The organism is Paraburkholderia sp. A1RI-2L (assembly GCF_048957375.1).
Classification (GTDB): Bacteria; Pseudomonadota; Gammaproteobacteria; order Burkholderiales; family Burkholderiaceae; genus Paraburkholderia.
In genome coordinates, this window is record NZ_JARBTA010000002.1 from 1,312,943 (window position 1) to 1,326,381 (window position 13,439).

General features: G+C 69.0%; 12 protein-coding genes. 7 read left to right on the forward strand and 5 right to left on the reverse strand.

Features of this window, described 5'->3' with window-relative positions; genetic code table 11:
* Positions 1 to 24: 24 nt before the first annotated feature.
* The 5 genes from PWP93_RS20845 to PWP93_RS20865 all read left to right on the forward strand — a co-directional run bounded on the left by PWP93_RS20845 (position 25) and on the right by PWP93_RS20865 (position 5,078).
* Entirely contained in the window at positions 25 to 549 is a 525-nt protein-coding gene (locus PWP93_RS20845) for a flavodoxin family protein (protein WP_421045775.1), read from the forward strand.
* Positions 550 to 626: 77 nt separating this feature from the next.
* A complete protein-coding gene (locus PWP93_RS20850; RefSeq protein ID WP_421046171.1) occupies positions 627 to 839 on the forward strand; it encodes a hypothetical protein in 213 nt (70 codons plus the stop codon).
* 269 nt (positions 840 to 1,108) lie between these two features.
* Entirely contained in the window at positions 1,109 to 3,124 is a 2,016-nt protein-coding gene (locus PWP93_RS20855) for a PAS domain S-box protein (RefSeq protein WP_421026764.1), read from the forward strand.
* Between the two features lie 26 nt (positions 3,125 to 3,150).
* On the forward strand, positions 3,151 to 3,603 hold the full coding sequence (locus PWP93_RS20860) for a response regulator (protein ID WP_421026765.1): 453 nt from the start codon (positions 3,151 to 3,153) through the stop codon (positions 3,601 to 3,603).
* Positions 3,600 to 5,078: a PAS domain-containing protein gene (locus tag PWP93_RS20865; RefSeq protein WP_421045776.1), complete on the forward strand. Its 1,479-nt coding sequence runs from the start codon at positions 3,600 to 3,602 to the stop codon at positions 5,076 to 5,078. The genes PWP93_RS20860 and PWP93_RS20865 overlap by 4 nt, the downstream gene beginning before the upstream one ends.
* 33 nt (positions 5,079 to 5,111) lie before the next feature.
* Here PWP93_RS20865 and PWP93_RS20870 read toward each other — a convergent pair whose 3' ends face one another.
* Positions 5,112 to 6,326, reverse strand: coding sequence for an acetate/propionate family kinase (locus tag PWP93_RS20870; protein WP_421045777.1), 1,215 nt, complete (start codon positions 6,324 to 6,326; stop codon positions 5,112 to 5,114).
* Between the two features lie 233 nt (positions 6,327 to 6,559).
* Here PWP93_RS20870 and PWP93_RS20875 point away from each other — a divergent pair, with 233 nt between their 5' ends.
* Positions 6,560 to 8,407: a PHA/PHB synthase family protein gene (locus tag PWP93_RS20875; RefSeq protein WP_421045778.1), complete on the forward strand. Its 1,848-nt coding sequence runs from the start codon at positions 6,560 to 6,562 to the stop codon at positions 8,405 to 8,407.
* A gap of 12 nt (positions 8,408 to 8,419) precedes the next feature.
* On the opposite strand, the gene phaZ is transcribed toward PWP93_RS20875, so the two are convergent.
* The 3 genes from phaZ to PWP93_RS20890 are packed head-to-tail and all read right to left on the reverse strand — an operon-like array spanning position 8,420 to position 12,191.
* On the reverse strand, positions 8,420 to 9,745 hold the full coding sequence (gene phaZ / locus PWP93_RS20880; protein ID WP_421045779.1) for a polyhydroxyalkanoate depolymerase: 1,326 nt from the start codon (positions 9,743 to 9,745) through the stop codon (positions 8,420 to 8,422).
* 8 nt (positions 9,746 to 9,753) lie between these two features.
* Positions 9,754 to 11,583, reverse strand: coding sequence for a DNA polymerase/3'-5' exonuclease PolX (gene polX, locus PWP93_RS20885; RefSeq protein ID WP_421045780.1), 1,830 nt, complete (start codon positions 11,581 to 11,583; stop codon positions 9,754 to 9,756).
* 23 nt (positions 11,584 to 11,606) lie between these two features.
* Positions 11,607 to 12,191, reverse strand: a complete 585-nt coding sequence (locus PWP93_RS20890) for an AAA family ATPase (RefSeq protein ID WP_421045781.1) — start codon at positions 12,189 to 12,191, stop codon at positions 11,607 to 11,609.
* Here PWP93_RS20890 and PWP93_RS20895 point away from each other — a divergent pair.
* Positions 12,166 to 13,206, forward strand: a complete 1,041-nt coding sequence (locus tag PWP93_RS20895; protein ID WP_421045782.1) for a hypothetical protein — start codon at positions 12,166 to 12,168, stop codon at positions 13,204 to 13,206. The two genes, PWP93_RS20890 and PWP93_RS20895, sit on opposite strands and share 26 nt — an antisense overlap.
* Here PWP93_RS20895 and PWP93_RS20900 read toward each other — a convergent pair.
* The gene (locus PWP93_RS20900) at positions 13,203 to 13,373 is read right to left on the reverse strand and encodes a hypothetical protein (protein WP_421026772.1); all 171 of its coding nucleotides are present in this window, start codon (positions 13,371 to 13,373) and stop codon (positions 13,203 to 13,205) included. The two genes, PWP93_RS20895 and PWP93_RS20900, sit on opposite strands and share 4 nt — an antisense overlap.
* Positions 13,374 to 13,439: the final 66 nt, after the last annotated feature.

Here is a 13,439-nt window from a genome sequence, read left to right on the forward strand (position 1 = left end):
CTGCGTAGCAACGAGGAGGTCTCCATGAGCGCTTCATCACGCATTCTCGTGGTCTTCTACTCGCGCAGCGAGACCACGGCCGAGTTTGCCGGGCGGCTTGCCGCCGAGCTCGAAGGCGATTACGAACGGCTGCAGGAGGTCGAGTTTGGGCGGCGCGCGGGACCGTTCGGATTCCTGCGCTCGATTATCGACGTGATCAGCAAGCGCCCCGCGCATCTGCGGCCGATGACGCACAAGATCGCGAATTACGACATGGTGCTGGTCGGCACGCCGGTGTGGGCCGCCCGCGCCTCGACGCCAGTCGCGAGCTGGCTTGCGCGGCACGCGCACGAAGTGCGTGCCACGGCGTTCTTCTGCACGATGGGCTCGCGCGGCAGCGAAGACACATTCGCGCAGATGCAGCAGCTCGCGCACCGCGCGCCGCTGGCCACCTGCGCGATTTCCGCGCGCGACATGCGGCGCGATGTGGCGGTGGAGAAGGTGGCCCGCTTCGTGCTCGCGATCAAGGACGCGCTGGCCGCGCGCGAACACGAGGCGGTGTCCCGCTGAACATGGCGCAGGACCATGCCGCGCGCGAGCGGCGCTTCGCTTCGCTTCGAGCTTCGCTTCGGCTCGATTAAGCGCGCGTGGGCGGCGGCATTGCCAGCGAGTCCGCGGCGCGCGCGCTGCGCCACGAGGCGCCGGGCGCGAGCATCGCGATCCTGTGCGGCGAGCCAGTCCTGCCGTACTGGCGTCCGCCGCTCACGATTCACCCTGCTGAGCTCTACGAAAGGCAGCACATCGCGTTGCTGCTGTTCATGAAGCATTACCTGCGTGGGCGATGTTCTCAATCGTCATGAGGGCCGACGAAGCGTTCGCCGCCGCGGAGATGCCAGTCGTGGACCACCCCGACGAGGCGCGCAGCCGGCCGCGCACCACCCCATTCCTTGAATCCGGCAATTTCGGTGCCTAATCTTGATGAGTGCTTCACTTGAGCCACGGTGCGGATCTGTCGGTCATGCGAAACCTTTCGGGCTTGACCTGATCGCTTACTCCGTCGATTGACAACCGCGCGTACCTTCCTCCATCTGGAGCAGTCCGAAAGTCCATCGTTGGGAGAGAACAAAGCGTGGACGCCATTGCTCAATTCCTTGCGACCTCGGATTTCATCCCTCACGGCTATTGTTTGCACTGGTCGCTCCCGCTGATCTGGACCTACGTGGGATCCGACGCGGTCATCGCACTTTCGTATTATTCGATACCGGTGGTGCTGTGGTCGTTCGCGCGCCGCCGCACCGATCTTCCTTTCAGCTGGCTGTTCCTCATGTTCGCGGTGTTCATCCTCGCTTGCGGGACCACGCATTTGCTCGCCATCGTCGACATCTGGCACCCCGTCTATTGGCTGGACGCGGGCGTCAAGACCGTCACGGCGCTGGCTTCGCTGGCCACTGCCGCCGCAATGTGGCCGCTGATTCCGAAAGCGCTCGCATTGCCAAGCCCGAAGCAGCTCTACCAGACGAACCGGGATCTCGTGCGCGAGGTCGCGGCGCGCCAGGCTGCGGAAGAACGGTTGCGTTCGCTCACGCGCGAGCTCGAAGAGCGGGTCGCGCAGCGCACGGCGGAACTCGAAAGCGCCAACGAAGCGCTGCGCCGCAAGGCAGCGGAGCACGAGCGCGCGGAGCGGGAGATGCGCGATAGCCAGCAGCGGCTCCAGTCGATCGTCGATAACGCGGCCACCGTGATCACCGTCAAACAGCTGGATCGCCGTTACGCGCTCGTCAACCGGCGCTTCGAAGCGGTTTTTCACATCGAAAGGCAGCGTGCGCTGGGTAGTACGGACGAAACACTGTTTACGGCAAAGCGCGCACTCGCCTTCCGCGAGGCGGACGAGCGGGTGCTGGCGGGAGAAGTCGTCGAGCGGGAGGAAGAGGTCTCGCTCGACGGCCAGTTGCACACCTTCCTTTCCGTGGGCTTTCCGATCCGCAACGCCGAAGGCCGCACGGTCGCGATCGGCGGCATTTCCACCGACATCAGCGAACGCAAGCGGGCGGAGGAGCGGCTCAGGCTCGTCGTGGAGGCAGCGCCCAACGCCATGATCATGGTGAACCGCGCCGGCCACATCGTGCTCGTGAATTCGCAGGCGGAGCGCGTGTTCGGCTACTCGCGCGACGAGCTGCTCGGCCTCGGCATCGACGAACTCGTGCCGGCGAGACTTCGCGCGGGTCATCCTGCCTGGCGCGCGGCCTTCTTCGGCGACCCGAAGAGCCGGCCAATGGGCACCGGGCGGCATCTTTACGGCCTGCGCCGGGACGGCAGCGAGTTTCCCGTGGAAATCGGCCTCAATCCCATCGAGACCGACGAAGGCATGTTCGTTCTGGCAGCGGTCGTCGACATTACGGAGCGCAGGCGCGCCGAAGACGCGCTGCAGGAGCGCACCGACGAACTGGCCCGCTCCAATCGCGACCTCGAGCAGTTCGCCTATGTCGCCTCGCACGACCTGCAGGAGCCGCTGCGTGCCGTCGCCGGACCGTTGCAGCTTCTGCAGCGGCGCTACGAGGGGCAACTGGACGCGCGGGCCGACGAATACATCGGCCACGCCGTTGAAGGCGCCGCGCGCATGCAGGCGCTCATCGAGGATCTTCTGACTTATTCGCGCGTGGGCCGGGCCGAAAATGTGTTCCAGCCGACTGAGTGCGAAGCCGCGCTCGACTACGCCCTGAAGAACCTGAGCACGGCCATCGAGGAAGCCGGCGCACAGGTGCATCGTGAGCCGCTTCCCGCCGTGCGCGCGATTGCGCCCCAGCTTTCGCTGCTGTTCCAGAACCTGGTGGGCAACGCGATCAAGTTCCGGCGCAAAGAGGGGCCAGTGGAGATTCGCGTGGGCGCCGAAGCGCGCGGAGCAGGTTGGCAGTTCCGCGTGGAAGACAACGGCATTGGTATCGACGCGCAGTATTTCGAACGGATCTTCCTGATTTTTCAGCGCCTGCATACCCGTCGCGATTACCCGGGCACCGGTATCGGACTCGCGCTGTGCAAGCGCATCGTGGAGCGTCACGGCGGCCGGATCTGGGTCGAATCCGAACCGGGCAAGGGCACGACGTTCTTTTTTACGCTGCCGGGGCAAGGCGGGAGCGAATCGCGATAGCAGCGCAACCCGGAAGGAGCGAGCCGATGTCACGCAACGCGTTTGACGGCCTTGTCGAAATTCTGCTCGTCGAGGACAGCCCGACGGACGTGATGATGACGCGCGAGGGGCTGGAGTACCACAAGGTGCTCAACCCGCTGCGGGTGGTGGATGACGGCGTGGCTGCGATGGCCTACCTGCGCCGCGAGGGGCCGTACCACGCCGCGCGCCGGCCAGGACTCATCATTCTGGATCTGAATCTGCCGAAGAAGAGCGGCAGAGAGGTGCTTCAGGAATTGAAGGACGATCCCGAGCTGCGCAACATTCCGGTTGTGATCCTGACAACTTCCAGGTCCGAGGAGGACGTGGTGAAATCCTATGGACTGCATGCCAACTGCTACATCGCGAAGCCGGTGGATTTCGCGAAGTTTGCAGACGTGGTGCGCAGCATCAGCGAATTCTGGTTCGGCGTGGTCACGCTGCCACCCGGTGAACAATGAGCGTTGCGCTCGAAGAGCTTCGCGTCCTGCTTGTCGAGGACAGCCCGACCGACGCGCTCCTGGTCCGCGAGGCGCTAGCGGATGTGCCGGAATTCGCGCCGGTGCTGGTGCATGCGGAGCAATTGTCGGCGGCGCTGGCGCATCTGCGGGCGACGCCCTTCGACGTGGTGCTGCTCGACCTCGGGCTGCCGGATTCGCAGGGTCTCGATACCTTCCACACGCTCCATCGTCAAAAACCGGAGACCCCCGTGCTCGTGCTGACCGGGCTCGCCGACATGTCGGCCGGCCTGCTGGCGATTCAGGACGGGGCGCAGGACTACCTCCTCAAGCGGGAAATTCAGCCCATGCTGTTGAGCCGCGCGATCCGCTACGCGATCGAGCGGCAGCGCGTGTCGACCGTGCTGGCGGCCAGCGAGGAGCGGTTTCAGTTGGCGGTCAGCGGCGCGGCTGCCGGACTCTGGGACTGGGACCCGCGTAGCAACGCGGTTTATTTCTCGCCGCACTTCTGTGAAATCCTCGGCTATGCCGAGCATGAACTGCCCCGCGACATCAGAGTGCACCGCTATGCGATTCATCCCGACGACATCGAGCGTGTGAGCTCCACGCTCGAGGCGCACCTCGCGCACCAGGGCGCCTATAGCGTGGAGTATCGGGTGCGCACGAAATCGGGTGACCTGCGCTGGATTTTGTCGCGGGGGCAGGCGCTATGGAATAGCGCAGGCGAGCCTTACCGCATGGTGGGCTGGATCGTGGACGTCACCGATCGCCGACGCGCGGAGGAGGCGCTGCGGGACTCGCGCGAGGAGCTCAAGCGTCTCTCCGCGAACATCCAGCGTGTCAGGGAAGAGGAGAAGGCGCGCATCGCGCGCGAACTGCACGACGACCTTGGGCAGCAACTCACTGCGCTCAAGCTCGAAACGGGGCTGCTCGAAAACCGGCTCAGAAGGGCCGAGCCCGGCACGGACCATGCCGAGATCGGCAGGCTCAATGCGATGATCGACCAGATCGTCGCTTCCGTGCGGCGCATCGCTTCGGACCTGCGTCCGCGCATGCTCGATGACCTTGGCCTGATTCCCGCGGTCGACTGGCTGATCGAGGAGTTCTCGACCCGGTATGGGATCGAGGTGATTGCGAACATCGACGCAGACGCGATCGCGTTCAATCGCGACAGCGCCACGGCGGTGTTTCGCATGATCCAGGAAGCGCTGACGAATATCGCGCGCCACGCGAACGCGACCGAAGTCCGCGTCGAGATCCTGCGCGGCGCAACCGACTGTAACGTGAGCATCGCGGATAACGGCCGCGGGGCCGCCAACGAAGTTCGGCCGGGCCTCAAATCGTTCGGATTACTGGGCATGCGCGAGCGTGCCGAGCGCCTGGGCGGGAAGCTCGCTATCGAGACCGCTCCGGGCCGGGGTTTCGCGGTGAAAATCACGATGCCGCTTGCCATCGTCGAGGAAGCGGAGCCGGATTGAGGCACACGGCGCGCCGGAGAGGCGCGCCATGCTTCACGTACCCGCAACGTCCCGCTGCCGGCCATCCACCAGCCGGATCGCGTCGCGCGCGGCGATCCACGCCTCGTTGGTCGGCTCGACCACCACCGTGACCGTGCTCGACGCCCGCGAGATGACGTGCGCGTTCGCGGCATTGGCCGCCGGGTCCAGCTCGACGCCGAGCCAGCCGAGCGCCGCGCAGATCCGCTCGCGCAAAGCCGCGCAGTGCTCGCCGATGCCGGCGGTGAAAACCAGCATGTCGAGACCGCCCAGCAGCGCGGCGAGCGCGCCCGTCTCGCGCACGATCCGGTGCACGTACAGCGCGAGCGCGTCGTGCGCGCGCTCGTCGCCGCTCGCCTCGCGCTCGAGCAGCTCGCGCGGATCGGATGAGATGCCGGACACGCCCTTGAGCCCCGACTCGTGATAGAGGATCTGGCCGAGCGCTTCGTGGCTGAGGTGCTCGACGTCGAGCAGATGCAGCACCGCGCCGGGATCGAGCGTGCCGCAGCGCGTGCCCATCATCAGGCCGTCGAGCGCGGAAAACCCCATCGTCGTCGCGGCGCTGCGCAGCGCGCGCATGGCGCACAGGCTCGCGCCGCCGCCGAGGTGGGCCGCGATCACGCGGCCCCGCGCGCGCGCGCCGAAGGCCTCGTCGAGCGCGACGCTCAGGTATTCGTAGGACAAGCCGTGAAAGCCGTAGCGGCGCACGCCCTTGTCGAACCAGGCATGCGGCAGCGGCAGCAGTTGCTCACTGCGCGGCAGCGTCTGATGGAACGCCGTATCGAATACGGCAATCTGCGGGATGCCCGCAAAGGCGGTGTGCAGCAACTCGATTGCATCGAGGCTGTGCGGCTGATGCAAAGGCGCGAGCGGCGTGAGCCGGCGCAGCGCGCCGAGTACGCCGGCATCCACGATCGCCGGCGCCGCATACTGCGTGCCGCCATGCACCACGCGATGCGCGACGGCGCCCAGTGTGAGATGCGGGAGCTGCTCGCGCGTCCATTCGACGACCTCGCGCAGGATCCAGCGAAACGGGTCCTCGCTGGGCGTTTTTTGCAGCAGGCGCGCGGGGGCCGCGTCGAAGCGGATCGCGATGCCATCGGCCGCGTCGATCGCTTCGCCTTCGTGCAGCGGCTGGCGCTGCGGGTCGCCATGCGCCGGCCAGGCGAACACGGCGAACTTGACGCTCGACGAGCCGGCGTTGATGACAAGCAGTGCAAGCGTGCGCATGGGCCTCCCCGGTGCGGGTTCAGGCGTCTGCCGGCGGCCATCGCGTGGCACGGTGTCTGCTCCGGCAGTGGGTGCAACGCAGTCTATGCCGGGAGGCACCCGCACGCTTGACTCAGATCAACGGGGCCCGCGCGCGGCGAACCCACAGTTGAGCGGTTGTGGCCGCGCGGCGTCGCCGGTTGACGCCCGACGCGCGGCCGCTCAACCGGCCGGATCAAAACTGGGGAAGGACGATGAAAGCTGCCGTGCACGATGCCGAATCACGAATCGACGAGCGCGCGCCCGCCGGCGCCGCCGACCGCGCCGCCGATGGGGTCGCCGATTGGGTCGCCGATTGCGACATCGGCTGCGCCCGGCCGCAGACGGTCAGCGCCGACGAATGGAACCGGGCGGCCCACGCGGGCCTGGCCGCCATCACCTTCGGCCTCTCGCCGATCTCGCTTGCGCTCGCCGCCATCGACTGGGGCGCGCATCTGGCGATTGCGCCCGGCAAATGCTTCGACCTCGCCACGCACGCCTGGCTCGCCGCGAGCCTCTTTCCTGCCGCCGTGCCCGCTGCCGGCGCGCACGCGGATGAGGATGAAGACGGCGTCGCGGTGCACGCCGGCGGGGCCGACCCGCGCTTCGCGGCCGCCGCGTGGTCGAACTGGCCTTTTCAGCTGTATCGCGATGCCTTTCTCGGGGTTCAGCGCTGGTGGAACGAGGCGACGCGCGGCGTGCCGGGCGTGGAGCGGCACCACGCGCAACTGGTGGGCTTCGCGGCGCGCCAGTGGCTCGATGCGTGCTCGCCCGGCAACTTCATCGCCACCAATCCGGTCGTGTTCGAGACGACGATCCGCAACGGCGGCGCGAATCTCGCGGCCGGCCTGCGCAACTGGCTCGAAGACGCCGTGGCCATGACCGGCAGCCTGGCCGGCGTGCATCCGCGCGGTGCGCAGAGCTTCGTGCCGGGCCGCGACGTCGCGCTCACGCCGGGCCGGGTCGTGTGGCGCAACGAGATCTGCGAACTGCTTCAGTACGATCCGGCGACGCCCGCCGTGGCCCGCGAGCCGATCCTCATCGTGCCTTCGTGGATCATGAAGTACTACATCCTCGACTTGCAGCCGCACGACTCGCTGATCCGCTTTCTGGTCGAAGCGGGCTTCACGGTGTTCGCGATCTCGTGGCGCAATCCGGGCGCCGAAGCGCGCGATCTCGGACTCGACGATTACCTGCGCGACGGCTTTTGCGCCGCGCTCGAAGCGGTGCGCTCGCGCTGCGGCGAGGCCGTGCACGCGATGGGCTATTGCCTCGGCGGAACGCTGCTCGCGATCGGCGCGGCGGCGCTCGCGCGCGATGGCCGGCGCGACGCGCTGCGCTCGATCACGCTGCTGGCCGCCCTGACCGATTTCAGCGAACCGGGCGAGCTCGGGCTCTTCATCGACGCGAGCGAGCTCTCGGCGCTCGATGCGCTGATGTGGCGCCAGGGCTACCTGGACGGCGCGCAGATGTCGGCGGCGTTCCAGCTGCTCAATGCCCGCGACCTGATCTGGTCGCGCATGATGAGCGAGTATCTGCTCGGGCGGCGCACGAAGCCCAACGACCTCATGTCGTGGAATGCGGATACGACCCGTATGCCGTATCGCATGCATACCGAGTACCTCACGCAGCTCTTTCTCCACAACGACCTCGCGGCGGGCCGCTATTGCGTCGGCGGCCAGCCGGTCGCGCTCTCCGATATCGAGGCGCCGATGTTCGTCGTCGGCACCGAGCGCGATCACGTCTCGCCGTGGCGCTCGGTCTACAAGCTGCATCTGCTCACCCACAACGCGCTCACCTTCGTGCTCACCGCGGGCGGCCACAATGCGGGCATCGTCTCCGAGCCCGGCCACGCGCAGCGCTACTACCGGTGCGCCACGCGCGAGGCCGGCGCGGCGTACCGCAGCGGGCGCGAATTCGTGAGGGGCGCGCCCGTGGTCGAGGGGTCCTGGTGGACCTGCTGGCGCGACTGGCTGCGCGAGCGCTCGACCGGCGAAGCGCCGGCGCGCACGCCGGCTGCGGGACTGGGCGCGGCGCCGGGCGAATACGTGCTGCAGGCCTGAATCAGGCCCAAATCAGGTCCGTTCGTCGCGGGGCGTGCGCGCGAGCGCGTGCAGCGGCGAGCGGGCGGCTTCCGCGCGAACGAAAGTCGCCTGCAGCGCCGGATGCACGTCGGCGCGCCAGCGCTCGCCCGTGAACAGCCCGTAGTGATCGCACCCGTCCACGTCGAGGCGCTGCCGCGCATCAGGCGCAATGCCGCTGCACATCTCCAGCGCCGCGTGCGTCTGCCCGGCCCCGGTGACAGCATCGCGCGTGCCCTCCACGCTCAGCAGCGCGACGTCGCGCAATGCTGCCGGCTCGACGAGCGTGCCGCTTTCCGCGCTTCCCGTGCTTCCCGCGCTGGTTCCGCTCGTGCCGCTCGCCACGCGCCATGTGCCGTTCGCTAGCAGCGCGCGCTGAAACACGATATCGACAGTGTCGAGGAAGTACTCCGCCGGCATGTCGATCAGCGCGGAGTATTCGATCAATGCCCGGCGCGCGGCGGCCAGCGCGCGGGCGTCGCCGCTCGCGGCGGCATGGGTGTAGCAGTCGATCAGCGACATGTACCGCTGCGGATAGACGATCGCGATCTCGGCCCGCTGCAGCCATGTTGGGAACACCCGCCGGCCGTGCCCCGCGAACCCCGGCGGCACGACGTCGATCAGGTGGCGCTCGCACCAGTCGAGCGAATGCGACGCGGCGGCCAGACCGAGCGTGCCCGGATTGCGGCGCGCATCGAGCGGGCCGCCTATCAGCGTGATGCTGGCGGGCGGCGCCAGCGCGCGCTGCGCACGCAGCGCAAGCGCGCCGAGCGCGGGAAACGTCGACTGGCAGACGGCGACGACATGCAACGGCCGGCCATCGCCTGCGAGCTGGCCGATGAAGCCGTCGAGCATCGTCACGTATTCGTTCAGGCCGAAGCGTCCCGCCGCGAGCGGCACGTCGCGCGCGTTGATCCAGTCGGTGACGTAGACGTCGCCGTCGGCGAGCAGCGCCTCGACGGTCTCGCGCATCATGACGGCCGCATGTCCGGCCAGCGGCGCGCATAGCAGCACGGCGCGCGCGGCGCCGGGGCGCGCGCCATGACATGCAAAGCGGCGCAGGTCGCAAAACGGCGTGCGCGCGACGATGCTTTCCTCGACGGCGCAGCGGCGGCCCGCGAGCGCGATGGCGTCGATCGCGAACGGCGGCGGGCCGTCCGCGAGGCCGAGCAGGGGCTCGCACAGATCGGCGTAGCAGGACGAAGCGGCGTGCGCGAGCGGGGGCGCGGGCCACGCCTCGCAGGCGCTGCGCATGGATTGCGACGCCGCGCGCCATGCGCGCAGCCATTGGCGCTGCTGTTCGACCAGGGCATACCACATGGTTGACCTCACTGGCTTGCGGCCTCTTGTTGGCCCGAGCGGCCGTGGCCCGCCACTTGCGAGTGAACGCGAGGCGCTCGCGCAAGGGCGGCCATGTTGTCTTCCGGCGTTTCACGCATCGTAGGCGCAATGAGCGCACGCAGCTTCGCGAGCGGCCGGGTGTTCAGCACGTCTGCCTTTTCGAGCCAGCCCCGGCGCGCCTGGTTGACGCCCAAACTCAGGTCGTCGAGCCCGGCCATGCTGTGCGCATCGGAGCCGATCGAGACCAGCACGCCGTGATCCTTCGCCATGCGGCAGGCCGTGTCGGTCAGGTCGAGGCGTTCGGGCTGGGCATTGAGCTCGAGAAAGCAGCCGCGCGCCTGCGCCTTGCGCACGACGCGCAGCATGTCGATATCGCACGGTTCGCGGCTGCCGATCAGGCGGCCGCTCGGATGCGCGAGCAGGGTGAAGCAGGGGTGGTCCATCGCGCGCAGGATCCGCTCGGTCTGGCGCTCGCGCGGCAGGTCGAAATGGCTGTGAATCGCGCCGACCACGAGATCGAGGCGCGCGAGGATCGCGTCGGGCAGATCGAGGCTGCCATCTTCGAGGATGTCGACCTCGATGCCCTTGAGCAGCGTGATGCCCGTGAGCTGCGCGTTGAGCCCGTCGATCTCGTCGATCTGCGCGGCGAGCCTGGCCGCCCCGAGACCGTGCGCCATGGCGAGGCGCTTCGAGTGATCCGTGATGGCGAGGTAGGACAAGCCGCGCTCGCGCGCGGCGAGCGCCATTTCGTGCAGCGAGGCGCGGCCGTCGCTCGCCGCCGTATGGGCGTGCAGGTCGCCGCGCAGATCGGCGCGCGCGATCAATGCCGGCAGTGCGCCGGTGCGCGCGGCGTCGATCTCTCCCGCGTTTTCGCGCAGCTCCGGCGGGATCCAGCAGAGGCCGGCGGCCGCGTACACGGATTCCTCGGTCTCGCCGGCAATGCGGGTGTCCGCGCGAAAGACGCCATATTCGTTGATCTTGAGGCCGCGCTCCTGGCCGAGCCGGCGCAACGCCACGTTGTGCGCCTTCGAGCCGGTGAAGTAGACCAGCGCGGCGCCGAAGCTTGCGGGCTCGACCACGCGCAGATCGACCTGCAGACCGCCGCGCAGCACGACGCTGGCGCGGGTCGGGCCGTGCGCGAGCACCTCGATGACGTCTTCGTAACCGACGAAGCGGCCGGTGACGGCAGCCGGATCGCGCGCGCTCGCCACGATGTCGATGTCGCCCACCGTGTCGCGCAGCCGCCGCAGGCTGCCCGCCGCCTCGACGCGCTCCACCTGCGGCGAGGCGGCGAGCCAGGCCAGCAGCGGCTCTGCGCGCTGGCTCGCCTGCACGAACGGAAAGCGGCGCGCCTTGTCGAGGCGCGCCTGAATGTGCGCGAGGATCTGCGCTTCGGTCTGCTTGCCGAAGCCGGGTAGCTGGTGGATCCGGCCTTCGGCCGCGGCGCGCTCCAGCTCCTGCAGCGACTGCACGTGCAGATGCTCGTAGAGCTTGCGCACGCGCCGCGGCCCGAGGCCCGGAATGCGCAGCAGGGCCGTGACCGCCGACGGCATGCCGGTGCGCAGCTTCGCGAGCATCGCGCAGGTGCCGGTGCGCACGATCTCCTGGATCTTCAGCGCAAGGTCGTCGCCGATGGCGGGAATCGTCCTCAGGTCGGCGCCCTCGGCCACCATCGTCCGCACGTTCCGCGCGTATTCGCTCACCGAGCGGGCGGCGTTGCGGTAAGCGCGCACGCGAAAGGGATTGCTGCCCTGAATGTCGAGCAGGTCGGCTATCTCGCTGAACACTTCGGCGATATCGGCATTGTGGATCGGCATGATGTCGGCGGTTTTGCGGTGGTTTATCGGCTGACCGGATGAAGGCCCGGGCGCGCGAGCGCGTCGAGCAGCGGCGTCCAGAAGGCTTCGGTTTCGTAAGCCGAGGGTTCGCCCCCGGTGTCGAAGCGCATCGCCAGCGCGCGCTCCGTGGCGCTCAGGGGCTCGGCCCGCGCGAGTTGATCGGCGAGCACCGCCGGGCCGGCGTCGGACGCATCGCGCCCCAAGGTCGCCCTCGACTCGACGCGCGCGAAGAGCGTCGCGCGATCCGCCGTGAAATCGAGCAGGACGATGCGCACGCCCAGGCGGCGCGCGAGCGCGATGAAGTCGCTGCGGTTGCGTTCGCGCAGGAAGGTCGCATCGACGATCGCCGTATAGCCGCTTTCGAGCACGGTTTGCGCATGCGCGAGGAGGCCGCCGTAGATCGCCTCGACCTGGCCCGCCGCATAGGCGCAAGCGGGCAGCCGCGCGGCGTCCGGGACGCCGGCGAGGCGCTTGCGCTCGGCATCGCTCGACAGGCGGATCGCGCCAAGCCGCTGCGCGAGCGCGCGGCTCGCGAGCCGATCGGCCCGGGCCCGAGACGCCGTGGCACAGCAGCGCGGGCCGCGCATCGCTCAGGCGCGCCGCGACGTCCGCCGCCACGCGCCGGTAGCGCGCGGAGTCGGCGGCATCGCCGCGCAGGTGCGCCACCAGCGCGCGCACGAGGGCGCGCAAGGCCGTATGGAACGGCAGCACGCGCAGCGCCGCGTAATCGCCGGTTGCGGCCAGCCATGCGCCGAGCAGCCGATGCGCGCAGTCCGCGCGACCGTGGGCGGTGAAATCCATGACCGCGAACGCGAGATCGCTGGCGACGTCGATCCAGCGCAGCGCGTCGTCGAACTCGATGCAGTCGAACATCAGCAACCGGTTGCGCCAGCGGATCAGGTTGTCCAGATGCAGATCGCCGTGGCAGGCGCGCACGAAGCCGTTCGCGCGGCGCTCGTCGAATTGCGGCGCGAGGCGCGTCAGCGCCGCCTCGCACCACGCGCGCAACGCGGCCTCGGCCGGCACGGCGGGGTCGAGCGCATCGGCGAGCGGCCGCCATTGGGCCATCACGCTGGCCGCGCTGCCGTAGCGTGCGCGCGGTGCGCGGCGGGGCGCGTGCAGGTGATAGTGCGCGAGGCGCGCCGCCAGCGCGTCGGCGTCCGCGAGACCGTCGTCGCGGCGGGCGCAGCGTGCGGAGAGCACCGCACCCGCATCGAAGCGGCGCATGCGCACCGTGTATTCCAGCGCGCCGGCAGGCGGCGCCTGGCGGCGGCCTGCCGGCGCGCTCGAGACGGCGCCGAAGACGCAGCGCCGGCCCCGCGCGACGAGCGGCCATACGCCCAGATAGAGCGGCCCGGCCAGCGCGCGGTTGAGCGTGCACTCGGCCTGCGCGCAGCGGCGGCGCCGCGCGAGCCGCGTGAGATCGGCGAAGTCGAACTTCACCGGCTTGAAAAGCTTGTAAGCGTAGCGTCCAGCGAGAAATACCACCGACAGGTGCGTCTCGATGCGCCGGATGCGGCCCGCGGGATGCGGGTAGGTGCTTGCGCGGCGCAAGGCGCGATCGACGCGGCGGGCGTCGCGGCGCGCCTTGCCGCCGCTTAGCGCGAAGGGAACGTGGTGTGCGCGGGACATGGCAGAAGCACAGGAATCGGCGCATGCGCGCGTGCGGCGCACGTGCGCTCGAGCGTGATGACGCGCACGCGGCGTGCGCGGCACGGGCCGCACAGCAGGCGGTGCAGGAGGCGGTGCAGGAGGGGCGGCAGGGTCATGATCGTAGCTCCGGGTCGAGGGTGGGCGCACATGCGCAGGCGGCGCGCCGGCTAAGTGCATTCGAC

What these genes read in the sequence shown, in the direction of transcription:
- PWP93_RS20845 (WP_421045775.1), top strand. Translation starts at nt 25, where the DNA reads ATGAGCGCTTCATCACGCATTCTCGTGGTCTTCTACTCGCGCAGCGAG.
- PWP93_RS20860 (WP_421026765.1), top strand. Translation starts at nt 3,151, where the DNA reads ATGTCACGCAACGCGTTTGACGGCCTTGTCGAAATTCTGCTCGTCGAG.
- PWP93_RS20865 (WP_421045776.1), top strand. Translation starts at nt 3,600, where the DNA reads ATGAGCGTTGCGCTCGAAGAGCTTCGCGTCCTGCTTGTCGAGGACAGC.
- PWP93_RS20870 (WP_421045777.1), bottom strand. Translation starts at nt 6,326, where the DNA reads ATGCGCACGCTTGCACTGCTTGTCATCAACGCCGGCTCGTCGAGCGTC.
- PWP93_RS20875 (WP_421045778.1), top strand. Translation starts at nt 6,560, where the DNA reads ATGAAAGCTGCCGTGCACGATGCCGAATCACGAATCGACGAGCGCGCG.
- phaZ (WP_421045779.1), bottom strand. Translation starts at nt 9,745, where the DNA reads ATGTGGTATGCCCTGGTCGAACAGCAGCGCCAATGGCTGCGCGCATGG.
- polX (WP_421045780.1), bottom strand. Translation starts at nt 11,583, where the DNA reads ATGCCGATCCACAATGCCGATATCGCCGAAGTGTTCAGCGAGATAGCC.
- PWP93_RS20890 (WP_421045781.1), bottom strand. Translation starts at nt 12,191, where the DNA reads ATGCGCGGCCCGCGCTGCTGTGCCACGGCGTCTCGGGCCCGGGCCGAT.
- PWP93_RS20900 (WP_421026772.1), bottom strand. Translation starts at nt 13,373, where the DNA reads ATGACCCTGCCGCCCCTCCTGCACCGCCTCCTGCACCGCCTGCTGTGC.